The organism is Streptomyces sp. NPDC029044, from assembly GCF_040637495.1.
Taxonomy (GTDB): Bacteria; Actinomycetota; Actinomycetes; order Streptomycetales; family Streptomycetaceae; genus Streptomyces.
In genome coordinates, this window is sequence record NZ_JBEZWN010000001.1 from 324,340 (window position 1) to 347,562 (window position 23,223).

Consider the following 23,223-nt stretch of genomic DNA (forward strand, 5'->3'; position numbering starts at 1 on the left):
CGCGGGCCGTCTCAGGGTCCTCAGTACGACTTGGGCAGGCCCAGGGTCTGGTGGGAGACGTAGTTGAGAATCATCTCCCGGCTCACCGGCGCAATACGAGCCACGCGCGCGGCCGTTATCAGCCGGGCCAGGCCGTACTCGCGGGTGAGGCCGTTGCCGCCGAGGGTGTGCACGGCCTGGTCGACGGCCTTCACGCAGGCTTCCGCGGCGGCGTACTTGGCCATGTTGGCGGCCTCTCCGGCGCCCATGTCGTCGCCCGCGTCGTAGAGGGCGGCGGCCTTCTGCATCATCAGGCGGGCGAGTTCGAGGTCGATGTGGGCCGCGGCCAGCGGGTGGGCGATGGCCTGGTGGGCGCCGATGGGGGCGTTCCAGACGGTGCGGTCGCGGGCGTACTCGATGGCCTTGGCGAGGGCGTGGCGGCCCATGCCGATGGCGAAGGCGGCCGTCATGACGCGTTCGGGGTTGAGGCCGGCGAAGAGCTGGAGCAGGCCCGCGTCCTCGTCGCCGACCAGGGCGTCGGCCGGCAGCCGTACGTCGTCCAGGACCAGTTCGAACTGCTTCTCGGCGGCGTTCAGTTCCATGTCGATGGGGCGGCGGGTGAAGCCGGGGGTGTCGCGCGGGACGATGAAGAGGCAGGGCTTGAGGCGGCCGGTGCGGGCGTCCTCGGTGCGGCCGACGACGAGGGTCGCGTCGGCGATGTCCACGCCGGAGATGAAGACCTTGCGGCCGGTGAGGAGCCAGTCGGTGCCGTCCCTGCGTGCCGTGGTGGTGATGCGGTGGCTGTTGGAGCCGGCGTCGGGTTCGGTGATGCCGAAGGCCATCCGGCGGGTGCCGTCTGCCAGGCCCGGGAGCCAGGCTTCCTTTTGTGCGTCTGTGCCGAAGCGGGCGATCACGGTGCCGCAGATGGCCGGGGAGACGATCATCATCAGCAGGGGGTTGCCCGCGGCGCCGAGTTCTTCGAGGACGAGGGAGAGTTCGGAGATGCCGGCGCCGCCACCGCCGTATGCCTCCGGCAGGTTGACGCCGATGTAGCCGAGCTTGGCCGCGTCCAGCCAGAGTTGGGTGTTGTCGGTGTCCTGGCCGTGGCGTTTGCCGAAGGCGGAGACGGCTTCTCGTAGGGCCTTGTGGTCTTCGGTTTCCATGGGGGTCCTCCTTCGGGTGCGGGTTCGTGGTGGCTTGTCGCGCAGTTCCCCGCGCCCCTAAGGGGTCTCCTTCACCACCGCCAGGAGCGCGCCCGGGTCTACCTGTTGTCCGGGTACGGCGTGCAGCCCGGTCAGCGTTCCCGTCACCGGGGCCGTGATCTTGTGCTGCATCTTCATGGCCTCCAGCCAGAGGAGGGGCTGTCCGGCTTCCACCGCCGTTCCCTCGGTCAGGTTCTCCGCGACGCGGACGACCGTGCCCGGCATGGGGGCCAGGAGGGAGCCGGGGGCGTGCTGGGTGGTGGGGTCGGGGAAGCGGGGCAGGGCGGTCAGGGCGGTGGTGTTGACGTGGACCCGGTCTCCGTAGCGGGAGACCTCGTACGTGCGCTCCACCCCGTCCACTTCGAGTACGACCAGGCCCGTGTCGGCGTGCACCACCCGCACCCCGTCCGCCTCCAGGCCCCCGCGGCCGTGCCGGTAGCGGGCCTCGTGCTCCTCGTCCGCCATCAGGTACCGCTTGGTCTGCGGCTGGGAGGGGACGTTGCGCCAGCCGCCGAAGCGGGAGCGGCCGTGGGCGTCGGCGAGGGCGGCGGCCAGGGGGGCGTGCGGGTCGGGAGTGGGCTCGGTCAGCTCCGGCAGGTGGCGGTCGTAGAAGCCGGTGTCCATGCGGGCGGCGGTGAACTCGGGGTGCCGCAGGGAGCGGACCAGGAGGTCGCGGTTGGTGACGGGGCCGTGGATCACCGCGCGGTCCAGGGCGGCGGCCAGCTTGCGGATCGCCTCGGCGCGGGTGGGGGCGTGGGCGACGATCTTGGCGAGCATGGGGTCATAGTGGACGCCGATGTCGTCGCCGTCGGTGTAGCCGGTGTCCAGGCGTACGGCGCCGGGGACGGTGAGGCGGTGAAGTCGGCCGGCCTGCGGTGCCCAGTCCCTGGCCGGGTCCTCGGCGTAGAGGCGGGCCTCGACGGCGTGTCCCCGCGCGCGTGGGGGTTCGTCCGCGAGGGCGTGGCCCTCGGCGACGCGGAGCTGCTCGGCGACGAGATCGACCCCGAACACCGCCTCCGTCACGGGGTGTTCGACCTGGAGGCGGGTGTTCATCTCCAGGAAGTGCGCCCTCTCGCCCGCGACGAGGAACTCCACGGTTCCGGCGCCGACGTACCCCACCGCGCGGGCGGCCCGTACGGCGAGGGCGCGAAGCTCCTCGTGGAGCGCGGCGGACAGTCCGGGCGCCGGTGCCTCCTCGATCACCTTCTGGTGGCGGCGCTGGAGGGAGCAGTCGCGGGTGCCGAGCGCCCACACGGTGCCGTGGGTGTCGGCGAGGATCTGCACTTCGACGTGGCGGCCGTCGACCACGTACGGCTCGACGAAGACCTCGCCGTCGCCGAAGGCACTCGCCGCTTCGGCGCGGGCGGCGGCCAGTTCGGCGTCCAGGTCCGCCAAGTGCCGTACGACGCGCATGCCGCGGCCGCCGCCGCCCGCCGCCGCCTTGACCAGCACGGGCAGGTGGGTCTCGGTGACCTCGGTGAGGGGCTGGATGCCCATGAGCTGCTTGGCGCGGGTCTTGGACGCCATCGCCTCGATCGCCTCGGGGGGCGGGCCGATCCAGATCAGGCCCGCGTCCTGGACGGCCCGGGCGAAGGCGGCGTTCTCGGAGAGGAAGCCGTAGCCGGGGTGCACGGCGTCCGCCCCGGCGGCGACGGCGGCCTTCACGATCAGGTTTCCGCGCAGGTAGGTCTCGGCGGGCGCCGACCCCGGGAGTCGTACGCTCACGTCGGCCACGCGCGCGTGGAGGGCGCCGGCGTCGGCGTCCGAGTGCACGGCGACGGTACGGATGCCCAGGTCGTGGCAGGTGCGGAAGACGCGGCAGGCGATCTCGCCCCGGTTGGCGACCAGCACAGAAGTCATCACCGGGCACCTCCGAGGATGCCCCGGCCTTCAGGCCGGGGAGGAATCGGACTCCTGCGGAGCAGGGCAAGGAAAGAGCAATCGCCGTCAGGGCGATTGGTCGTCTGGCGGGACGTCGCCGCGACCGACCTCAAGCCGGTGCAGGATCTCGGAGTTGAGGGACCTGCGGGCGCGCTTGGCCTCGGAGACCAGCCATGCGTGAAGGTCGGCGGGCAAGCGGAGCGTGATGCGTACTTCTTCATGATCCATACTCCAAGTGTAGTGGTACAGTGGTGTCATGACGACACGACAGATGGCGGTGGAAGGTACGGGGCACGCCCGGTACACCTACCGGCTCCGCGTGTCGTCCACGGCCCGCACCGCGCTGCTCGCCGAGTGGGACCGCTGCCGCTGGATCTGGAATGAATGCGTTGCCAAGTCCCGGCACATACACGCCCACAACCGCGCGCACCCGGACGACAAGCTGACGTGTGGCCCGGCCCAGCTCGACAAGATGCTGACCGAGGCCCGCGCCAAACTCCCGTGGCTCCGCGAAGGCGCCTCGGTGCCGCAGCAGCAGACCATCCGGGACTTTGGCACGGCCCGTTCCAAGGCACTGAAGGACATCGACAAGCGCCTGCCGATCCGGCAGCGCGCGGGCATGCCCAGGATGAAGAAGAAGCGCGAGGCGCTGCCGACGCTGAACTACACCGTCCGGGGCTTCCGCTTGAAGGATGGCCGTCTGCACCTCGCGGGCGGGATCGTGCTGACAGTGGTGTGGTCGCGGGATCTGCCGTCCGTGCCGTCCTCGGTGCGTGTGTACCAAGACAGTCTCGGGCACTGGTACGCGTCGTTCGTCGCCGCCGCCGAGGTCCAGCCGCTCCCCGAGACCGGCCGTGTGCTCGGCGTGGACTGGGGCGTCAAGGAGACCGCCACCACCACATCCGACGCGCACGACCTGCCGCACGCCCAGCACGGGAAGACTGCCGGGCAGAAGCTCGCCCGCTACCAGCGGATGATGGCCCGTCGTAAGCCCGCGCGCGGGCACGCCGCATCCAAGGGCTACCGGCAAGCTCACGCGCAGGCCGCGAAGCTGCACAAGAAGGTCGCCCGGCAGCGGCAGGACACCGCCCGCAAGTGGGCCAAGCGCGTCGTCCGCGACCACGACGCCATCGCCGTCGAGGACTTCCGGCCGAAGTTCCTCGCGAAGACCACCATGGCCCGCAAAGCCGCCGACGCGGCCATCGGCGCCACCAAGACTGCCCTGATCGAGATGGGCCGCAAGCACGGGCGGGACGTCCGCCTCGTGCTTCCCGCGCACACCACCATGGACTGCGCGTTCTGCGGAGCGAGAACCAAGCACGCACTTCCTCTTTCGGAACGTACCTACACCTGCACCGCGTGCGGAGCCGTATCCTCTCGGGACAAGAACTCCGCGCGCGTGATGCTGGTCCGGGCTGGTCTCAACCCGGCTGGTGCTGAGGGCGTAGGACCCCCGGGAGCGCTGCTCCCGGAGGCAGCCTGAGCCAGGAATCCCCCTCCTTCAGGAGGGGGAGGAGTCAATGAAGGTTCCTCACATCCGGAAGACGCCGAAGCCGCCGCGCGCGCCCTCGTAGGGGGCCGTGTGGATCGCGGACAGGCACAGGCCGAGGACGGTGCGGGTGTCGCGCGGGTCGATGACGCCGTCGTCGTAGAGCCGTCCCGACAGGAACATGGGCAGCGACTCGGACTCGATCTGCTGCTCGACCATGGCGCGCAGCGCGGCGTCCGCCTCCTGGTCGTAGGGCTGGCCCTTGGCGGCGGCGGACTGGCGGGCGACGATCGACAGCACGCCCGCGAGCTGCTGCGGGCCCATGACGGCCGACTTGGCGCTGGGCCAGGCGAACAGGAAGCGGGGGTCGTAGGCGCGGCCGCACATGCCGTAGTGGCCGGCCCCGTAGGAGGCGCCCAGCAGCACCGACAGGTGCGGGACCTTCGAGTTGCCGACGGCGTTGATCATCATCGCGCCGTGCTTGATGATGCCGCCCTGTTCGTACTCCTTGCCGACCATGTAGCCGGTGGTGTTGTGCAGGAACAGCAGGGGGATGTCGCGCTGGTTGGCGAGCTGGATGAACTGGGCGGCCTTCTGGGACTCCTCGCTGAACAGCACGCCCCGGGCGTTCGCCAGGACACCCACGGGATAGCCGTGGAGCGTGGCCCAGCCGGTGGCCAGGCTCGTCCCGTACAGCGGCTTGAACTCGTCGAAGTCGGAGGCGTCGACGATCCGGGCGATGACCTCGCGCGGGTCGAAGGGGCTCTTCAGGTCGCCGGGGACGATGCCCAGCAGCTCCTCCGCGTCGTACTTGGGCGGCTCGGCGGGACCGGGGTCCCCGTACGCCTTGCGGTGGTTGAGGCGGGCGACGACGCGCCGGGCCTGCCGGAGCGCGTCCTGCTCGTCGACGGCGAAGTGGTCGGCGAGGCCGGAGACGCGGGCGTGCATCTCGGCACCACCCAGGGACTCGTCGTCGCTCTCCTCCCCGGTCGCCATCTTCACCAGCGGCGGGCCGCCGAGGAACACCTTCGCCCGCTCCTTGACCATGATCACGTGGTCGGACATGCCGGGGATGTAGGCGCCGCCGGCGGTGGAGTTGCCGAAGACGACCGCGACGGTCGGGATGCCGGCGGCCGACAGCCGGGTGAGGTCGCGGAAGATGGCACCGCCGGGGATGAAGATCTCCTTCTGCGACGGCAGATCGGCTCCGCCGGACTCCACCAGGCTGATGCAGGGCAGCCGGTTGGCGAGCGCGATGTCGTTGGCGCGCAGCGCCTTCCTCAGCGACCAGGGGTTGCTGGCGCCGCCGCGCACGGTCGGGTCGTTGGCGGTGATCAGGCATTCCACACCCTCGACGACCCCGATGCCGGTGACGAGGGACGCGCCGACGGTGTACTCACTGCCCCAGGCGGCCAGCGGCGACAGCTCCAGGAACGGCGTGTCCGGGTCGAGGAGCAGCTCGATGCGCTCGCGGGCGAGGAGCTTGCCGCGCTTTCGGTGCCGGGCGATGTACTTCTCGCCGCCGCCCGCGAGGGCCTTGGCGTGCTCGGCGTCGAGTTCGGCGAGCTTGGCGAGCATGGCCTCGCGATGGGCCCGGTGCTCCGGGTCGTTCGGGTCCAGGGCGGAGGTCAGAACGGTCACAGGAGGGCCTCCGGCAGGTCCAGGTGGCGGGAGCGCAGCCATTCGCCGAGGGCCTTGGCCTGCGGGTCGAAGCGGTGCTGCGCGGCGACGCCGGCGCCGAGGATCCCCTCGACGACGAAGTTGAGGGCGCGCAGGTTCGGCAGCGCGTGCCGTACGACGGTCAGTTCGCGGCTCTCGGGGATCAGCTCCCGGAACCGGTCGACGGTCAGCTCGTGCGCGAGCCACCGCCAGGCGGCGTCCGTGCGGGCCCACACCCCGACGTTGGCGTTGCCGCCCTTGTCCCCGCTGCGGGCGCCCGCGACGAGGCCGAGGGGCGCCCTGGTGACCGGCCCGGGCGCCAGCGGCTCGGGGAGCGGAGGCTCCGGGACTTCGTCGAGTACGCGGGTGTCGTGGGGCGGCGGCACCGCAACCCGGTCTCCGTCATAGAGGACCGCCACATGGTCGACCGCACCATGGGGGACGTACACGTCCTCGAAGACCCCATAGGGCGAGCCCTTGCCTGGTGGTGCCAGCACATGGAAGCCGGGGTAACTGGCCAGCGCCAGTTCCACGGCCGCGCCGCTCAACGCCCGCCCGACGACCTCCTGGTCGGGGTCCCGCACGACGAGCCGCAGCAGCGCGCTCGCCGTCTCCTCGCTCGGGGCGTCGGCGCGGTCGGTGCGGGCGAGTTCCCAGCGCACGTCGGCGACCTTGCCGAGGGCGGGTTCCATCTGGTCCCGTACCAGGGCGGCCTTGGCCTCGATGTCGAGGCCGGTGAGCACGAAGACGACCTCGTTGCGGAAGCCGCCGAGCCGGTTGAGCCCGACCTTGAGGGTGGGCGGCGGTGCCTCTCCGCGCACGCCCTCGATCCGCACCCGGTCGGGCCCGTCCTGGCTCAGCCGTACGGTGTCCAGCCGGGCGGTGACGTCGGGGCCCGCGTACCGGGCACCGGCCGTCTCGTACAGCAGCTGCGCGGTGACCGTGCCGGTGTCGACGAAGCCGCCGGTGCCGGGGTGCTTGGTGATGACGCAGCCGCCGTCCTCGTGCAGCTCGGCGAGCGGGAAGCCGGGGCGGCGGACGTCGCCGTCCCGGAAGAAGGCGTAGTTGCCGCCGGTGGCCTGCGCGCCGCACTCCAGGACGTGCCCGGCGACTACGGCGCCCGCGAGCCGGTCATGGTCCGTCTCGCTCCACCCGAAGTGGGCGGCGGCCGGGCCGGTGACGAGGGCGGCGTCCGTCACGCGCCCGGTGACGACGACGTCGGCGCCCGCCCGCAGGCACTGCGCGATGCCGAAGCCGCCGAGGTAGGCGTGGGCGGCGAGGGTGCCGGGGTAGGCGGCGGTGAGGTCGTCGCCCGTCACATGGGCGACGCGCACGGGGATGCCCAGCCGGCCGGCCAACCGCCGTACGGCGTCGGCGAGTCCGGCGGGGTTGAGCCCGCCCGCGTTGGTGACGATCCTGACGCCCCGTTCGTGCGCGAGGCCCAGGCAGTCCTCCAACTGCCGCAGGAACGTGCGGGCGTATCCGGCGGCCGGGTCCTTGAGGCGGTCGCGGCCGAGGATGAGCATGGTCAGCTCGGCGAGGTAGTCACCGGTGAGGACGTCGAGTTCGCCGCCGGTGAGCATCTCGCGCATCGCGTCGAACCGGTCGCCGTAGAAGCCGGAGGCGTTGCCTATGCGGAGGGTCGTCACGGGGCCGCCTTCTCGCCGCCGCGCCCGGGCGTCACGAGCCGGCCTCCTTCGGCGTGCGTCCACGGCCGGGCGGTCCCGCGAAGGCCTGCGCGATGCCGAGCCAGCGGTCGGTATCGGGGCCCTCGGCGTGCAGGGCGAGGTCGGTGCGGTGGGCGCGCCGGGTGACCAGGAGGCAGAAGTCGAGGGCGGGTCCGGTGACGCGCTGCGCGGCGTCCTCGGGGCCGTACGTCCACAGGTCGCCGGAGGGAGCGCGCAGTTCGACGCGGAAGGGGTCGGCGGGCGGGGTGAGGCCGTGCACGCCGTAGGCGAAGTCCCGGGTCCGCACCCCGAGCCATGCCACATGCCGCAGCCGGTCGGTGGGTGGGCGCACCACACCCAGGGCGTCGGCCACGTCCTGCCCGTGGGCCCAGGTCTCCATGAGCCGGGCCGTCGCCATGGAGGCGGCCGACATGGGCGGGCCGTACCAGGGGAAGCGCGCGCCGGGCGGGGCCGCCCGCAGGGCCTCCTCCAGTGCCGTACGGCCGCCGCGCCACCGGGCGAGCAGCTCGCCGGGCGGGGTTCCCGCGCCTTCTTCGGCGCCCTCGTCGACGAAGGAGCCGGGCGCGGCGAGGGCCTTCTCGACCAGTGCGTGGAAGCCGTCGGCGTCCGTGACGGCGAGCAGGGCCGAGCGGTCCGTCCAGGCGAGGTGGGCGATCTGGTGGGCCACGGTCCAGCCGGGCGCGGGCGTGGCGAGCGACCAGCGCGGCGGGGACAGCCCGGCCACGAGGCGGTCGAGTTCCTCGCTCTCCTCGCGCAGATCGTCGATCACGGAGGTCGGATCGGACACGGGCGCTCCCCTCGGGGCACGGCGGTGTGCGGGGTGGTGCGGCGTGCTGAGGAGCATGGCAGCGGCGCCGGAAACAATCAAGCGTGCTTGCATGAATTGTTGCGGCGGGCGGGAGGTCGGTGGAGCGTGCCGGGCGTCGCGGGGCGGGCGGGACCTGCGGCCCAAGCGCGGGGCGGGGGGGGGGGACCTGCGGCCCAAGCGCGGGGCGGGCGGGACCCTGCGGCCCCTCGGCTCACACGTGCGACCGCCCGGCACCTCGGCGCTCAGCCGGCCGCGCCCGCTTCTCTCGCCGCCTCCTCCAGCCTGCGCCGGTGGGCCTCCCGCCCGGCCCGGTCGCCCGGGGGCATGTTGGCCTTGCCCGGCGTCAGGCCGACCGCGCCGTCGATGAGTTCGCGGACGATGTCGGCGTGACCGGCGTGACGGCTGGTGTCGGCGATCACCCGCACGAGGATGTGGTGCAGGGTGGTCTCCCGCCGCTCTTCGGGCCACCAGGGGACGTGACCGGTCGCGTCCAGCGGCAGGGCCGTGATCGTGGCGTCCGCGTGCTCCCAGGCCCGGCGGTACAGTCCCGCGATGTCCTCGCGCGACTCGTCCGGGGTGGCCCACATGTCGGCGTTGGGTTCGGCGTCCCGCGTGTACCACCACGCCGGCGGGTTCTCGTCGAAGAAAGGCCGGCCGAAGGTGTCGCCGAAGTAGCCCAGCTCCACCCCGGCGGTGTGCTTGACCAGCCCGAGCAGATTGGTGCCGGTCGGCGTCAGGGGGCGGCGGATGTCGTACTCGGAGAGCCCGTCGAGCTTCCACAGCAGGGCGTCACGCCCGTCTTGGAGGTAGCGGAGGAGATCGGCCTTCGGGTCCGGTGTGGTCATGCGGGCAGTGTGGCACCGGGCACCGACAACCGGGCCGGACGAGCCCCCGCTCCCCGCGCGGGGCGGCTCAGCCCTCCAGGCCCGCGCTCTCCAGCGCCGCCCGCTTCCTGCGTCCGCCGCCCACCTGGGTGCGCACCGCGCCCATGCTCGCCGCGACGACGAGGGCGATCGCGGCGGCCTCGGCGGCGCTGAGGGCCTGGTCGAGGATGAGGAAGCCGGCCGTCGCGGCGATGGCCGGTTCCAGGCTCATCAGGATCGCGAAAGTGGAGGCCGGCAGGCGGCGCAGGGCGAGGAGTTCGAGCGTGTAGGGCAGCACCGAGGAGAGCAGGGCCACCGCCGCGCCCAGGCCCAGCGTCACCGGGTCGAGCAGCTTCGTCCCCGACTCGGCGATGCCCAGGGGCAGGAACAGCACCGCTCCCACCGCCATGGCCAGCGCCAGCCCGTCCGCCTGCGGGAAGCGGCGGCCCGTACGGGCGCTGAAGACGATGTAGGCCGCCCACATGGCGCCGGCCCCCAGGGCGAAGGCCGCTCCAGTGGGGTCGAGGCCGCTGAAGCCGCCCCCGCCCAGGAGGAAGACACCGGCGAGGGCCAGTGCGGCCCAGACGAAATTGATCGCGCGGCGGGAGGCGAAGACCGACAGGGCGAGCGGGCCGAGGACCTCCAGCGTGACCGCGGGGCCCAGCGGGATGCGGGCGACGGCCTGGTAGAAGAGGCCGTTCATGGCGGCCATGGTGATGCCGAAGACGACGACGGTGCCCCAGTCGGTGCGCGAGTGGCCGCGCAGCCGCGGGCGGCAGACCAGGAGCAGTACGACGGCCGCGACCAGCAGGCGCAGCGCCACGACGCCGAGGGCCCCCGCCCTCGGCATCAGCGTGACCGCCAGGGCGCCGCCGAACTGCACGGAGATCCCGCCCGCGAGCACCAGGCCCACGGGCCCGAGGGAGCCGAGCCGGCCCGGGCCGGAGGCCGGCGCGGTGGCGGCACCGGCGGCGGTCGTGGACGAGGGGGAGGTGGCGGTCTCCGGCGTGGTCACGGGCGGGTCCTGTGCTCGGAATCGGTGTCAGGGGTGCAGCGGGTGTGCGGTGCGTACACCGGAGCACACGCTACGTACAGCACGGTGCACTGCACAGTCCAGGGTAATGGACTCCGTCAGGTGCGTGAACCCCTTTTGCCTCTGTCTCGGGCTGTGAGACGTTCAGCGTCGGGCGAGGTACAGGTTCAGCGCCTTGTACAGCAGCCGGTTGAGCGGGTAGTCCCATTCGCCGAGGTACTCCACGGCCTCACCGCCGGTGCCCACCTTGAAGCGCAGCAGGCCCAGCAGGTGGCTGGACTCCTCCAGGGTGTCGGTGATGCCGCGCAGGTCGTAGACGGCGGCGCCGAGTTCGTGCGCGTCGGTCATCATGCGCCACTGCACGGCGCTGCTCGGCTGGACCTCGCGGCGGCGGCCGGTGGAGGCGCCGTAGGAGTACCAGACGTGGTCGCCGACGGTCAGCATCGTGGCCGCGGCGAGCACCTCACCGTCGTGATAGGCGAGGTAGAGCCGCATCCGGTCCGGGTGTTCGGCGGTGAGCGCGCTCCACATGCGCTGGAAGTAGGGCAGCGGGCGCGGGACGAAGCGGTCCCGCTCGGCGGTCTCGCAGTACAGCTCGTGGAAGGCCGGCAGGTCCTCCAGGTCGCCGCGCACGACCTTCACCCCGGCCTTCTCCGCCTTCTTGATGTTGCGGCGCCACTGCTGGTTCAGGCCGTTGTGGATGTCGTCCAGCGACCGGCCGGCGAAGGGCACCTGGAAGACGTAGCGGGGCTGCCCGGCGGCGAAGCCGTCCTCACCGGACGCCTCGGACTGCCGCCAGCCCATCCGGCGTAGGCTGTCCGCGACCTGGCCGGCCCGCGCTTCGTACGACGTCGCGCGCACGTCGCGCAGCCGCCGGGCGGCCGGGTGCGCGATCGCCGCCTTGACCGCGTCGGCGCTCCAGCGGCGCACCACGACCGGCGGGCCCATCCGCACCGCGAAGGCGCCCTGCCGTCTCAGGTGCGCGAGCATCGGCTCCAGCAGCCGTTCGAGGCCGGGCTCGTGCCAGTCGATCAGCGGGCCCTCGGGGAGGTAGGCCAGGTACCGCGGCAGCCCGGGCAGGCGCGGCCCGGGCAGGGGGCGCAGCAGCACCAGTCCCGCGCCGACGAGCTGCCCGCCGCCGCCGAACCAGCCGAGGCTCTCCGCCTTCCAGTCGGGCTTCACCTCGCCCCAGGACGGGACCTGGGTGTGGCTGGCGGAGGGGCGGGCCCTGACGAACGCGAGGTGCTCGTCACGGGTGATCGGCTGGACGCGGACGCTCATGCGCGGGTTCCTTCGAGCAGCGGCCCCCGAGGGGCGGTGACTGGTTCCGCGAGCCTAGGAGCGGCTTCGGCCCTCCCCCGGTTCAGACACTCGGGTCCGCCCCGCCGTGGCCCGAACGCCTCACGAGCCGTCGCGTCCGGGGTCCTCGTCCAGCGCCTCGGCCAGCACCTCCGCAAGGTGCCTGCCCCGTACGCCCGCCAGCTGCTGAAGCTGGGTGCGGCAGGAGAAACCGTCCGCCAGGACGACCGTGCCGTCCTGGGCGTCCCGTACGGACGGCAGGAGCTGTTCCTCCGCGCAGGCGGCGGACACCTCCCAGTGGCCCTTCTCGAAGCCGAAGTTCCCCGCGAGACCGCAGCAGCCGCCGCTCAGTTCGCCGGTGAGCCGGGCCGCTTCCCGCAGCCGGCGGTCGGCGGCGTCGCCGAGCACCGCGTGCTGGTGGCAGTGGGTCTGGCCGGCCACCGGGCGGTCCACGCGCGGCGGTCTCCAGCCGGGGGCGTGGCGCTCCAGCGTCTCCGCGAAGGTGAGCACCCGCCCGGCGAGGCGGGCCGCGCGCGGGTCGTCGTGCAGCAGTTCGGGGACGTCCGTGCGCAGGGCCGCGGCGCAGCTCGGCTCCAGGACCACGACCGGCGCGCCGGTCTCCAGCACCGGCTCCATCAGGTCGAGGGTGCGGCGCATGACGGCCCGGGCGCGGTCCAGCTGCCCCGTCGACACGTACGTCAGCCCGCAGCAGACCCGGCCCCGGCCCCGCAGCAGCGCCGCCGGATCGAGGGCGACGGTCCTGCCGTCGCCCACCGGCGGCTTCGCCAGGTGCACGGTCGGCGGCAGCGCCACCCGCAGCCCGGCCGCCTCCAGGACCCGTACGGCTGCCTGCCCCACGGCCGGGGAGAGGTGCTCGGTGAAGGTGTCGGGCCACAGGATGACGAGGTCACCGGCACCGGTGGTCCTCTCATCCCGCCGCCCCTCCCACCACCGGCTGAAGGTCCGCCGGGCCACCCGCGGGAGCTCCCGCTCGGGCGCGATGCCGCCCAGCCGCTTCGCCGCCCACGCGACCGGCCGTACCGCGGACAGGGCGTTGACCAGCCACGCCGTGCGCGTGCGGGCCACCGCCCGCAGCCACACCGGCAGCCGGCCCATCGAGTGGTGCGCGGCCGGCCGGCGCCGCCCGGCGTAGTGGTGGTGCAGGAACTCCGCCTTGTACGTGGCCATGTCGACCCCGACCGGGCAGTCCGACCGGCAGCCCTTGCAGGACAGGCACAGGTCCAGCGCGTCCCGGACCTCGGCCGAGCGCCAGCCGTCCGTGACCACCTCACCGGCGAGCATCTCGTGCAGCAGCCGGGCCCGCCCGCGCGTGGAGTGCTCCTCCTCGCCCGTCGCGCGGAAGGACGGGCACATGACGCCCGGGCCGGACACCGACGTCGTACGGCACTTGGCGACGCCCACGCAGCGCCGCACCGCCGCCGGGAAGTCGCCGCCGTCGGCGGGGTAACCGAAGGCCACGTCGACCGGTTCGCGGGGCAGGACGGAGAAGCGCAGGCCGCTGTCGAGCGGCGCGGGGCGCACCAGCATCCCGGGGTTGAGCAGGTCGTCCGGGTCCCACACCCCCTTGATCCGCTCGAACAGGCCGACCATCTCCGGGCCGTACATCTTCGGCAGCAGCTCCGCCCGCGCCTGCCCGTCCCCGTGCTCCCCGGACAGCGACCCGCCGTGCGCCACCACCAGCTCCGCGAGCTCCTCCGAGAAGCGGCGGAAACGGGCGACACCGGCCTTCGTGAGCAGGTCGAAGTCGATCCGGACGTGGATGCAGCCGTCCCCGAAGTGCCCGTACGGCGTGCCGCGCAGTCCGTGCGCCGCCATCAGCGCCCGGAAGTCCCGCAGGTACGCCCCCAGCCGGGCGGGCGGCACCGCGCAGTCCTCCCAGCCCGGCCACGCCTCCGTCCCGTCGGGCATGCGGGTCGCCGTACCGCTCGCGTCCTCCCGGATCCGCCACAGGGCGCGCTGCCCCGCGGGGTCCGTGACCACGAGTGCGTCCAGGACGTCGGCGGCCCGCACGATCGCCTCCGCACGCGCGCGTGCCTCCCCCGCCGACTCCCCGCCGGTCTCCACGAACAGCCAGGCCCCGCCCCGCGGCAGCGCCTCCGGTCGGGGCACCAGGTCCGCCGCCATGCCCTCCACCGTCAGCGGGCCGAGGGGCAGCAGGCCGGCCGCCGCCTCCGCCGCCGCGCTCTCGTCGGCGTAGCCCAGCACGGCCAGCGCACGCGCGCGGGGTGCCTCGACCAGGCGGACGACCGCCTCCGTCAGCACGCCGAGGGTGCCCTCCGAACCGCAGAAGGAGCGGGCGACGTCGGCACCGCGCTCGGGCAACAGCTCGTCCAGGGCGTAGCCGGAGATGCGGCGGGGCAGGTCGGGGAAGCCGGTGCGCAGGCGCGCCAGTTCCCCTTCGGCCAGGGCGCGCAGCCCGTCCGGGGCCCCGGCCCAGTCCCGCCCGAGCCGCAGCCGCTCGCCCCGGGCGGTTATGACGTCCAGCTCGCGCACGCTGTCCGCGGTCGTCCCCCACGCCACGGAGTGCGAGCCGCACGAGTTGTTGCCGATCATGCCGCCGAGCGTGCAGCGGCTGTGCGTCGACGGATCGGGCCCGAACCGCAGACCGTACGGGGCGGCGGACTCCTGGAGCCGGTCGAGCACCAGCCCCGGCTGCACGACCGCCGTGCGCCCCTCGGAGTCCAGCGACACGAGCCGGTTCATGTGCCGGGTGAAGTCCAGCACCACGCCCGTCCCCGTCGCCTGCCCGGCGATCGACGTGCCACCGCCTCTCGCGACGACCGGGACCCCCCGCTCCCGGCACAGCTCCAGCACGGCCGTCACGTCGTCCGCGTCACGCGGAGCGACCACGCCCAGCGGCACCCGCCGGTAGTTGGAGGCGTCCATGGTGAGCAGTGCCCGGGAGGTGACGTCGAACCCCACGTCACCCCGGACCGCCCGGCGCAGCTCGGCCTCCAGGGCGGCCGGATCCCCGACATCCGTCATGCGTCCAGCATGCACCCGGCCACTGACAGTGACGGACCGGGGCGCACCGGGTGGCTCAGCCCTTGACGGCGGAGCTGGCCACGCCCTCGACGAACCAGCGCTGGAAGAACGCGAAGACGATCAGCACGGGCAGCACCAGCAGCACGCCGAAGGCGAGGATCTGGCCCCAGTCCGGGGGCTGCTGGCCCTGGAAGACGCTCATCTCCAGCGGCAGGGGGCGCACGGACGGGTCGGACACCATCAGCACCGGCCACAGGAAGGAGCCCCACTGGATCAGGAAGGTGAGGATCGCGACCGAGGCGAACACCGGGCGGGACATCGGCACGATGATCGCGAAGAAGGTGCGCCAGGGCCCCGCGCCGTCCAGCCGGGCCGCCTCCTCGATGCTCGGCGGGATCTTCTTGAAGAACGTGTGGAACTGGTAGATCGCGAAGGCGTTGGCGACGAACGGCAGCGCCTGGATGAACAGGGTGTTGCGCTGGCCGTTGAACATGTAGAACAGCGGCACCGCCACCGACTCGAACGGGATCAGCATCAGCAGCAGGACGAGGGTGAACACCGCGTTCTGCCCACGCCACTTCAGCCGGGTCAGCCCGTAGGCCGCCATCGAGTTGACGATCAGGCCACCCGTCACCACCACGAACGACAGCAGCACCGACACGCCCATGAACTGCCAGAAGTAGCCGGTGCTGTCGGAGTTGAGGCTGTCGAGGACGGCTGTGTAGTTGTCGAAGGAGAGGTGGGTGGGCAGGAAGCCGGACAGGCCGTTCAGGACCTGGTCGGACGGCTTGAGGCTACCGAGGAAGAGGTAGAGCGCGGGGAGGGCGAAGACGAACGCCAGGACGCTCAGGACGGTGTAGTCGAGGACGCGGCGTACGGGGGTGCGGGCCATGGCCATGGTGGAGTCAGTCCTCGTTGTCGGGCCGGACGACGCGGCGCTGGACGATCGTCAGGGCGACGACGATCAGGAAGAACACCACCGTCACGGCCGAGGCCTGGCCGATGTTGTTCTGGTCGAAGGCCGTGGTGACGGCCTGGTACATGACCGTGCGGGTGGCGTCCTCGTCGAGGCCGCCGCCGCGGATGAGGATGTACACCTGGTCGAAGACCCGGAAGGACAGCACCGAGGTCAGCATCGCGACGAAGACGAGGGTGCCGCGGATGCCGGGCAGGGTGACGTGCCGGAACTGCTGCCAGCGCGAGGCCCGGTCCAGCTCGGAGGCCTCGTAGAGCTCGCCCGGGATCTGCTGGAGACCGGCCAGCAGGATGACCATCTGGAAGCCGACGCCCTGCCACACCGACAGCACGATGATCGAGCCCATCGCGGTGAGGCCGTCGCCGAGCCAGTCGAAGGCGCCCCAGTTGCCGAACGTGACCACGTCCAGCGCGGAGTTGAGCATGCCCTGCTCGCTGCGGGCGAGGATCAGCCGCCAGATCACGGCGACCAGCGCCATCGGGAAGACCACCGGCATGAAGAAGAAGGACCGGAACACGCCGATGGCCTTCAGCTTGCGGTTGAGCAGGATCGCCAGCGCCAGCGCGAGCCCCGTCTGGAGCGGTACGACGACCACGGCGAAGGTCAGGTTGTTCAGCAGCGCCCGCAGGAACGGGCCGGACAGGTCGGGGTCGGTGAACAGCCGCCGGTAGTGCTCCACACCGAAGAAGGCGGGCTCCAGCGGCGAGCCGAGGCGGACGTTGTAGAAGGAGAGCACGACGGCGTAGCCGAACGGGATGCCGACGAAGGCGATCAGCCCGCCGACGGCCGGAGCGGACATCAGCAGCCCGTGCAGCAGGTCACGGTTCCCGCGCGAGGGACGTGCGGGCTTCGCGGAGGGCGCGGACGAGGCGGCCTGCGCCCGGCCAGGGGGCGCGGCGTGCGCGGGTTCCACGGTTTTCACGGGAGGGTCCTTCCGGGCGGGGCGGGCGCGGTCGGTACACGGCCGCGTCTTCGCGCGGCCCTGTCACCCATCGGCCCGCCCGGGCCGATACGTCCTGCGGGTTACGGGATCTCGTAGCCGGCGTTGTCGGTGAAGTCCCGGTCGATGGCGCGGGCGGCCTTCTTCAGGGCTTCCTCGGGGTCGGCGCCGCCGTAGATCGAGTTCAGGGCCGTGTTGAACTTGGCGGTGACGGTGGGGTACCCGGCGGTCACCGGGCGGGTGACGGCGACACAGGAGGAGGTGATGTCGCTGTCGCCGCAGGGCTTGGCCAGCTGGTCGGCGAAGAGCTGGAGCGGGCCGCCCTTCTTGTACAGCTCGCTCTTGGCCAGCGCGGTCTTGGTGGCGGGCACCGCGCCGTTGGCCTTCGTCATCGCGCCGACGTTGGCGTCGTTCAGCAGGTAGTCCAGGAAGGTGCCGGCGGCCTTGCCGTTCTTGCTGTCGGCGCCGATGCCCCAGGCCCACGAACCCTGCCCGGTCTTGGGCCCGTCGCCGAAGTCCGGCAGCGGCAGCACGGCGAGGTCGTCACCGAGGGCCTTGCTGTAGGCGGGGTAGTTCCAGTGGCCGACCCAGCTCAGCGCCACCTTGCCCTGGGCGAAGGCGTTGCCGTCGGTGTTGGGGTCGACGTAGGGCTTCCAGGACTGGAAGGTCTTCATCGCGGAGACGGCCTTCGGGCTGTCGAGGGCGCCCTCGGCCTTGCCGTCCTTCAGCAGACCGCCGCCGGCCGACCAGACGATCGGGGAGAAGCCGAAGGTGCCCCACTCGGAGGCCAGGCCGTACTGCTCCGACAGGTCGAGGACCTTGCCGTCGGAGTCCTTGCCCTTCAGCGCGTCGAGGGCCTTGCCGAACTCCTCGGCCGTCCAGGCGTCGTCCAAGCTCGTCGGGTACTTCACACCGGCCGCGTCCAGCAGCTTCTTGTTGGCGTACATGCCGAGGCCTGCGTCGAACATGCCGAGGCCGTAGTGCTTGCCGTCGATCTCGCCCTGCGCCTTGATCGCGTCGGTGGCGTTGCCGAGGGTCTTGGCGGAGACGTGGCCGTCGACGGGGGCGAGCTTGCTGTTGTAGACGAAGTTCGCCATCGTCGGGCCGTCGAACTCCAGCACGTCCGGCAGTTCGGAGGCGTCGGTGGCGGTGATGGTCTTGGTGTAGTCCTTCTCCGGTATGAGCTTCAGCTCGGCCTTGACGTCGCTCTGCGAGGAGTTGAAGGACTTCACCGCGTTCTGGAGCGCCGTCGCCTCGCTCGCCTGGCCCTGGTGGGCCCAGACGCTGATGGTGCCCTTGCCGCTGCCCTGTTCGGCGGAGGTGTCGCTGCCGCCGCTCCCGCCGCCGCAGGCGGCCAGCGCGGCCAGGGGCAGCAGGGCGAGGGCCGTCAGGCCCGTACGGCGGTGTTTTGCGTGGCCGGTGATCATGGTGGTGCCTCCGAGCGGGTGTGCGGTGGGAGCGCGGGCGTGGGGAGGAGCAGGGGGAGGAGAAACGGGTGGGGAGGTACCGCTACCGGCCGGTGTGCGGCGGTGCGGTGGTCTCGCGGAGGATGAGGCGGATGGGCATCTCGACGGGGCGCGGCGACACGGCGTCCCGCCCGTCCAGACGCACCAGCAGCAGCCGGGCCGCCTCCCGGCCCTGGGCCGCGACCGGCTGGGCCACGGTGGTCAGTCCGACCACCTCGGACAGCTCGTGATCGTCGAAGCCGACCACGGACACGTCCTCGGGAACCCTCAGCCGGTGCCGGCGCAGGGCGCGCAGCGCGCCCATCGCCATCTCGTCGGACTGGGCGAACACGGCGGTCGGCGGGTGGCGCAGCGCCAGCAGCTCGGTCATGGCCCGCTCGCCGCCCTCGACCGTGTAGCCGCCGTCGGCTTCCAGGGCGGAGTCGGGCTCGATCCCGGCGTCGGCCAGCACGTCCAGGTAGCCCTGCCGGCGGTCCAGGGGTGTCGTCCAGTGCAGCGGCTCGCTGGCGCCGGAGATCATGCCGATCCGGCGGTGGCCCAGGTTCACCAGGTGCCGTACGGCGCTCTTCGCCCCGCCCCGGTCGTCGATGCCGACCACCGTGAAACCGGGCCGGGCGCCGCCGACCGTGGTCGCCAGCGGCACGCCGAGGGAGCACAGGGCGGCGGCCTCCTCCGGGTCCGGGATCAGCAGGGACAGCACGGCGTCGACCCGCTTGCGGATCGGCAGCTTGGTGAAGAAGCGCTTGCGCGCCTCCGGTGAGCCGAGGTTGTACAGCAGGACGTCGTACCCGGCGGCGGCGAAGACCTTCTCGGCCGCGTCCAGCACCGTGCCGAAGAACCAGCGGCCGACGTACGGGACGACGACGCCGATGGTGTAGGTGCGTCCGCTGGCCAGGCTGGAGGCCGAGCGCGAGGCCGTGTAGCCCAGTTCGGCGGCGGCCGCGACGATCCGGGCCCGCATCTCCTCCGACACTCCCGAACGGCCGCGCAGGGCGCGGGACACGGTGGACGCCGAGACGCCGGTGGCCTCGGCGACATCGGTGATGCTGACCGTCACGGGACGCTCCTTGATCGGGTGCACGCCGCGTGGCCGGGGGTCCTGAGCACGTCGGCGGGAGTGGGAGTGACGAGACCGTAAACCCGCTCACCTGGTTGCGCAAGCGTTTGCGTTCAGATTTACTTCGGCTGACTCTCAGAGGAGCTATCCCCAGCAAGATCACAGCGCACGCGTTTGAGTGCCGCTGTCGGCAGACAGGACCTGTCCATGCGATACGCGCCGCCCGGCCTCTGCGTGAACGACTTCGACCTCCTGCGCCACGCGGACGGCACCTACACCGTGCTGCACCTCCAGGGCCCGTGGACGGCCGAGTTCGACCACCTGCGCATGGAGACCTCCTACGGCCGGGCCACCTCCACCGACCTGGTCCACTGGGCGCCGCAGGGCACGGCCTTCGGCAACGGCCTGCCGGGCCGCTTCGACCAGCAGGCGGTGTGGACGATGCACGCCTTCCCGCACGGTCCCGGCATGGCGATGCTCTACACGGCCGTCTCCGGACTCACCCCGGAAGGCTGGCCCCTTCAGTCGATCGGCCTGGCCCGCTCCGGGCGCACCGACGGCACCGGCTGGCGCCGCCACGGCACGGGTCCGGTCGTCGAGGCGGACGGGCGCTGGTACCGCACGGGCGACCGCATGGGCTGGCGCGACCCCTTCGTCGTACGCGACGACGAGTCCGACGGCTGGGTGATGGCCGTCTGCGCCGCCGACGCCTCCCTGCCCGTCGAGGTCAGCGGCTGTGTCGCCTGGGCCACCTCCGACGACCTGGAGCACTGGACGGTCCACCCGCCGCTCATCTCCCCCGGCGACGTCGACGAACTGGAGTGCCCCGTCCTGGAACGCCTCGACGACGGGAGCTGGCTGCTGCTCGGCTCCATCGGCGCCACCCGGGGCTTCGAGGCGTGGACCGCCCCGCGCCTGCGCGGCCCGTGGACCCGCCGCGGCCCGCTCGGCCCGACCGGCGCGTACGCCCCGCGCGTCGTCGCCGCCCCCGACGGCTCCCGCGTCGTGCTGCACACCACCCCGCGCCGCGTCGGCCTCACCGACGCCGGCGAGCGGTGCCGCGGCATGCTCGCCCAGCCCAAGTCCCTTGCGGTGCCCGCGGATTCGGCGCCCCGCCTGGAGTGGTGGCCAGGCCTGGACCCCTGGCTCGGCGAGGAGACGGACGAGGCGCTGCTGCACGCGGTCGGTGACGTCGCCCTCTCCGGCCGCACCGAGATCACCCTGCGCACGCATGTCTCCGACGGGAACCGGCCCGCACTCACGGTCGGCTGCGACGGCAAGGCCGTGTGGGTCACCGGCCCCGACGGCACCCCCCTCGGCGAGACCCGGCTGCCGGAACCCGCCGCCTCGCTGCGCATCCTCGCCGTCGGTGAGTACGTCGAGGTCTACGCCGACGGCGTCTTCGTCCTCACCACCCTGTGCTACTCCGGCCGCCCCGCCCCCTGGACGGCCACCGCCGAGGGCGGGACCCGCCCCGTCGCCGTCCGCCCCCTCCGGCTGCCGGACCCGCACCGCGACGACGCCTCGGCCGTCTGGCCCGGCCCGCAGCCGCACTGACCTGTCCACACCCCGTCTCACCCGACGGACGACGTTTCGCCCAGGTTTCTGGAAACGGCTACGCTCCCCTGCGTGGCTGAGATCCAGATTCCTGCTGACATCAAGCCCGCCGACGGTCGATTCGGCGCGGGCCCCTCCAAGGTGCGGGTGGAGGCGCTGGACGCCCTGGCCGCCACCGGTACGTCCCTGCTCGGCACCTCCCACCGCCAGGCTCCCGTGAAGAACCTGGTCGGCCAGGTGCGCGAAGGCATCAGCGAGCTGTTCCAGCTCCCCGACGGCTACGAGGTGGTCCTCGGCAACGGCGGCTCGACCGCGTTCTGGGACATCGCGACGCACGGCCTGATCGAGAACAGGTCGCAGCACCTCACCTTCGGCGAGTTCTCCTCCAAGTTCGCCAAGGCCGCCAAGCTCGCGCCCTGGCTGGCCGAGCCGGACGTCATCTCCGCCGACCCGGGCACTCACCCCGAAGCGGTCGCCGAGGCGGGCGTGGACGTCTACGCGTTCACCCACAACGAGACCTCGACCGGTGTCGCCATGCCGATCAAGCGCGTGGCCGGTGCCGACGAGGGCGCGCTGGTCCTGGTGGACGCCACCTCCGGCGCGGGCGGCCTGCCGGTCGACATCGCCGAGACGGACGTCTACTACTTCGCCCCGCAGAAGTCCTTCGCCTCCGACGGCGGCCTGTGGATCGGCGTCTTCTCCCCGGCCGCGATCGAGCGCGCCGAGCGCGTCCACGCCTCCGGCCGTCACGTCCCGGAGTTCTTCTCGCTGCCGACGGCGATCGACAACTCCCGCAAGAACCAGACGTACAACACCCCGGCGCTGGCCACCCTCTTCCTGCTGAACCAGCAGCTGGAGTGGATCAACGGCCAGGGCGGCCTGGACTGGTCGGTCCGCCGCACGGCGACCTCCGCCCGCACCCTGTACGGCTGGGCCGAGGACATCAAGTACGCCAACCCGTTCGTCACCGACCCGGCCAAGCGCTCGCAGGTCATCGGCACCATCGACTTCACGGACGAGGTCGACGCGGCCGCCGTCGCCAAGGTGCTGCGCGCCAACGGCATCGTCGACACCGAGCCGTACCGCAAGCTCGGCCGCAACCAGCTGCGCGTCGCGATGTTCCCGGCGATCGACCCGGCGGACATCGAGGCGCTCACGAAGTGCGTCGACTACGTGATCGAGAAGCTCTGACCTTCTCGTATGAGTGACCTAGGGGCGCCCCGCACGTGTGGGGCGCCCCTCGCTCGTGCTCAGGCCGGTCGTGCGCCCGGCGTGTCCGGCACCGAGCGCGCCACCCGGAACCCCACGTCGTCGATCCGGAACGTCGGATGGCTCCGGCGGCGCACCGAGGCGCGGCAGCTCCAGTGTTCGTCGGACCAGCCGCCGCCGCGCAGCACCCGGTAGGAGCCGTAGACCTCGGGGTCGTAGAGGTCCCAGCACCAGTCCCAGACGTTGCCCAGCATGTCGTACAGGCCCCAGGCGTTGGACTGCTTGCCGCCCACGGGGTGGATGCGGTCGTCCGCGTTGCCGCGGTACCAGGCGATCTCGTCGAGCGGGCCGTAACGGGGGCCGGTGCCGCCGGCGCGGCAGGCGTGTTCCCACTCCGCTTCGGTGGGCAGCCGGTAGCCGTCGGCGGCGGTGTCCCAGTCGGCGCCCCCGTCCCCGGGCCGCACCTCGTACGCCGGGGTCAGGCCCTCCCGCCGGGACAGGGCGTTGCAGAACCGGATCGCGTCGCACCAGGACACGCCCTCGACGGGCAGCAGTTCACCCCGGGACGCGCTCGGACGCTCGCCGGTGACCTCGGCGTACCGGGCCTGGGTGACCTGCACCGCCGACATCCGGAACGGCGCCACCTCGACCGTCCAGCTGCGCTCGGTACGCCGGTCGGACAGCGTCACGGGCCCGGCCGGAATGGCCACCATGTCGTTCAGCACGTCGCCCCCAGCGCGTCTCGTGGTGCCCCGAGTGGCCGCCGGTCGCCCCAAGTCATGGGCGGCGTAGGGACGTTGCGAACCTATCAAGAGGACAACCTGTGGGGCGCCTGTCATGCACCGCACTGTGGTACCTGTCCGTGCCGATCGGCGTGGCCGGTTGCGCAGGCGCCGTCGTGTCCGCCGTCCTCGGGTATCCGATGGTGACCACGGGCGGGGCCCGCTGGGCTCCGGAACTCACCGCGGTGACGGTGGCGGGGTCCACGCTGCCGGCGGTCTGCGTCGGCCTCGCGGGAGGCCAGGGAGTGGTCGCCCGGGCCAGGAGCTGGCGACCGGGCGCCGACTGATCGGCCCGGGCCCACGCGCGCGAGAGGCGCCCGGGAAGCCCC

19 protein-coding genes are annotated in these 23,223 nt (G+C 72.5%); 4 read left to right on the forward strand and 15 right to left on the reverse strand.

Annotation, left to right across the window (positions count from 1 at the left end):
* Positions 1-20: 20 nt before the first annotated feature.
* From AB0E85_RS01540 to AB0E85_RS01550, 3 genes are all read right to left on the reverse strand, one after another.
* Positions 21-1,142 (reverse strand): acyl-CoA dehydrogenase family protein, encoded by a 1,122-nt coding sequence (locus tag AB0E85_RS01540; protein ID WP_361921288.1) that lies wholly within the window; start codon positions 1,140-1,142, stop codon positions 21-23.
* Between the two features lie 57 nt (positions 1,143-1,199).
* Positions 1,200-3,044: a biotin carboxylase N-terminal domain-containing protein gene (locus tag AB0E85_RS01545; RefSeq protein WP_361921290.1), complete on the reverse strand. Its 1,845-nt coding sequence runs from the start codon at positions 3,042-3,044 to the stop codon at positions 1,200-1,202.
* Between the two features lie 84 nt (positions 3,045-3,128).
* Positions 3,129-3,290, reverse strand: a complete 162-nt coding sequence (locus AB0E85_RS01550; RefSeq protein WP_361921292.1) for an Arc family DNA-binding protein — start codon at positions 3,288-3,290, stop codon at positions 3,129-3,131.
* 28 nt (positions 3,291-3,318) lie between these two features.
* Here AB0E85_RS01550 and AB0E85_RS01555 point away from each other — a divergent pair, with 28 nt between their 5' ends.
* Entirely contained in the window at positions 3,319-4,545 is a 1,227-nt protein-coding gene (locus AB0E85_RS01555; RefSeq protein WP_361921294.1) for a transposase, read from the forward strand.
* Between the two features lie 48 nt (positions 4,546-4,593).
* Here the strand turns inward: AB0E85_RS01555 and AB0E85_RS01560 are convergent, their stop codons facing one another.
* From AB0E85_RS01560 to AB0E85_RS01610, 11 genes are all read right to left on the reverse strand, one after another.
* Positions 4,594-6,192, reverse strand: coding sequence for a carboxyl transferase domain-containing protein (locus AB0E85_RS01560; protein WP_361921296.1), 1,599 nt, complete (start codon positions 6,190-6,192; stop codon positions 4,594-4,596).
* The gene (locus AB0E85_RS01565; RefSeq protein ID WP_361921298.1) at positions 6,189-7,859 is read right to left on the reverse strand and encodes an acyclic terpene utilization AtuA family protein; all 1,671 of its coding nucleotides are present in this window, start codon (positions 7,857-7,859) and stop codon (positions 6,189-6,191) included. Before AB0E85_RS01565 ends, AB0E85_RS01560 begins: the two co-directional genes overlap by 4 nt.
* A 31-nt stretch (positions 7,860-7,890) precedes the next feature.
* The gene (locus AB0E85_RS01570) at positions 7,891-8,685 is read right to left on the reverse strand and encodes a TIGR03084 family metal-binding protein (protein WP_361921300.1); all 795 of its coding nucleotides are present in this window, start codon (positions 8,683-8,685) and stop codon (positions 7,891-7,893) included.
* A 263-nt stretch (positions 8,686-8,948) separates the two neighbouring features.
* Positions 8,949-9,551 carry a DinB family protein gene (locus AB0E85_RS01575; protein ID WP_361921302.1) on the reverse strand — a complete coding sequence of 201 codons (603 nt, stop codon included), beginning with the start codon at positions 9,549-9,551 and terminating at the stop codon, positions 8,949-8,951.
* A gap of 67 nt (positions 9,552-9,618) precedes the next feature.
* Positions 9,619-10,584, reverse strand: a complete 966-nt coding sequence (locus AB0E85_RS01580; RefSeq protein ID WP_361921304.1) for an EamA family transporter — start codon at positions 10,582-10,584, stop codon at positions 9,619-9,621.
* A gap of 162 nt (positions 10,585-10,746) precedes the next feature.
* Positions 10,747-11,883 carry a peptidoglycan bridge formation glycyltransferase FemA/FemB family protein gene (locus AB0E85_RS01585; protein WP_361921306.1) on the reverse strand — a complete coding sequence of 379 codons (1,137 nt, stop codon included), beginning with the start codon at positions 11,881-11,883 and terminating at the stop codon, positions 10,747-10,749.
* 120 nt (positions 11,884-12,003) lie between these two features.
* Positions 12,004-14,907 carry an FAD-binding and (Fe-S)-binding domain-containing protein gene (locus tag AB0E85_RS01590; RefSeq protein ID WP_361921308.1) on the reverse strand — a complete coding sequence of 968 codons (2,904 nt, stop codon included), beginning with the start codon at positions 14,905-14,907 and terminating at the stop codon, positions 12,004-12,006.
* Positions 14,908-14,962: 55 nt separating this feature from the next.
* Positions 14,963-15,805: a carbohydrate ABC transporter permease gene (locus AB0E85_RS01595; RefSeq protein ID WP_361921310.1), complete on the reverse strand. Its 843-nt coding sequence runs from the start codon at positions 15,803-15,805 to the stop codon at positions 14,963-14,965.
* 7 nt (positions 15,806-15,812) lie between these two features.
* Positions 15,813-16,805 (reverse strand): sugar ABC transporter permease, encoded by a 993-nt coding sequence (locus AB0E85_RS01600; protein WP_361921312.1) that lies wholly within the window; start codon positions 16,803-16,805, stop codon positions 15,813-15,815.
* A 101-nt stretch (positions 16,806-16,906) separates the two neighbouring features.
* Positions 16,907-18,250, reverse strand: coding sequence for a sugar ABC transporter substrate-binding protein (locus AB0E85_RS01605; RefSeq protein WP_361921314.1), 1,344 nt, complete (start codon positions 18,248-18,250; stop codon positions 16,907-16,909).
* Positions 18,251-18,332: 82 nt separating this feature from the next.
* Positions 18,333-19,346: a LacI family DNA-binding transcriptional regulator gene (locus AB0E85_RS01610; protein WP_361921316.1), complete on the reverse strand. Its 1,014-nt coding sequence runs from the start codon at positions 19,344-19,346 to the stop codon at positions 18,333-18,335.
* A 207-nt stretch (positions 19,347-19,553) separates the two neighbouring features.
* Between AB0E85_RS01610 and AB0E85_RS01615 the strand changes: the two genes are divergently transcribed.
* Both AB0E85_RS01615 and serC read left to right on the forward strand, forming a co-directional pair.
* A complete protein-coding gene (locus tag AB0E85_RS01615; protein ID WP_361921318.1) occupies positions 19,554-20,903 on the forward strand; it encodes a mucin-1 in 1,350 nt (449 codons plus the stop codon).
* A gap of 72 nt (positions 20,904-20,975) precedes the next feature.
* On the forward strand, positions 20,976-22,094 hold the full coding sequence (gene serC / locus AB0E85_RS01620; protein WP_361921320.1) for a phosphoserine transaminase: 1,119 nt from the start codon (positions 20,976-20,978) through the stop codon (positions 22,092-22,094).
* A gap of 59 nt (positions 22,095-22,153) precedes the next feature.
* Here serC and AB0E85_RS01625 read toward each other — a convergent pair whose 3' ends face one another.
* The gene (locus AB0E85_RS01625; RefSeq protein ID WP_361921454.1) at positions 22,154-22,825 is read right to left on the reverse strand and encodes a formylglycine-generating enzyme family protein; all 672 of its coding nucleotides are present in this window, start codon (positions 22,823-22,825) and stop codon (positions 22,154-22,156) included.
* Positions 22,826-22,935: 110 nt separating this feature from the next.
* On the opposite strand from AB0E85_RS01625, the gene AB0E85_RS01630 reads away from it, so the two are divergent.
* Positions 22,936-23,181, forward strand: a complete 246-nt coding sequence (locus tag AB0E85_RS01630) for a hypothetical protein (protein WP_361921322.1) — start codon at positions 22,936-22,938, stop codon at positions 23,179-23,181.
* Positions 23,182-23,223: the final 42 nt, after the last annotated feature.

Bases quoted from the DNA above. Each gene is read 5' to 3' on its own strand.
- AB0E85_RS01540 (WP_361921288.1), bottom strand. From the start codon at position 1,142: ATGGAAACCGAAGACCACAAGGCCCTACGAGAAGCCGTCTCCGCCTTC.
- AB0E85_RS01550 (WP_361921292.1), bottom strand. From the start codon at position 3,290: ATGGATCATGAAGAAGTACGCATCACGCTCCGCTTGCCCGCCGACCTT.
- AB0E85_RS01555 (WP_361921294.1), top strand. From the start codon at position 3,319: ATGACGACACGACAGATGGCGGTGGAAGGTACGGGGCACGCCCGGTAC.
- AB0E85_RS01575 (WP_361921302.1), bottom strand. From the start codon at position 9,551: ATGACCACACCGGACCCGAAGGCCGATCTCCTCCGCTACCTCCAAGAC.
- AB0E85_RS01585 (WP_361921306.1), bottom strand. From the start codon at position 11,883: ATGAGCGTCCGCGTCCAGCCGATCACCCGTGACGAGCACCTCGCGTTC.
- AB0E85_RS01590 (WP_361921308.1), bottom strand. From the start codon at position 14,907: ATGACGGATGTCGGGGATCCGGCCGCCCTGGAGGCCGAGCTGCGCCGG.
- AB0E85_RS01595 (WP_361921310.1), bottom strand. From the start codon at position 15,805: ATGGCCATGGCCCGCACCCCCGTACGCCGCGTCCTCGACTACACCGTC.
- AB0E85_RS01605 (WP_361921314.1), bottom strand. From the start codon at position 18,250: ATGATCACCGGCCACGCAAAACACCGCCGTACGGGCCTGACGGCCCTC.
- AB0E85_RS01615 (WP_361921318.1), top strand. From the start codon at position 19,554: ATGCGATACGCGCCGCCCGGCCTCTGCGTGAACGACTTCGACCTCCTG.
- AB0E85_RS01625 (WP_361921454.1), bottom strand. From the start codon at position 22,825: ATGGTGGCCATTCCGGCCGGGCCCGTGACGCTGTCCGACCGGCGTACC.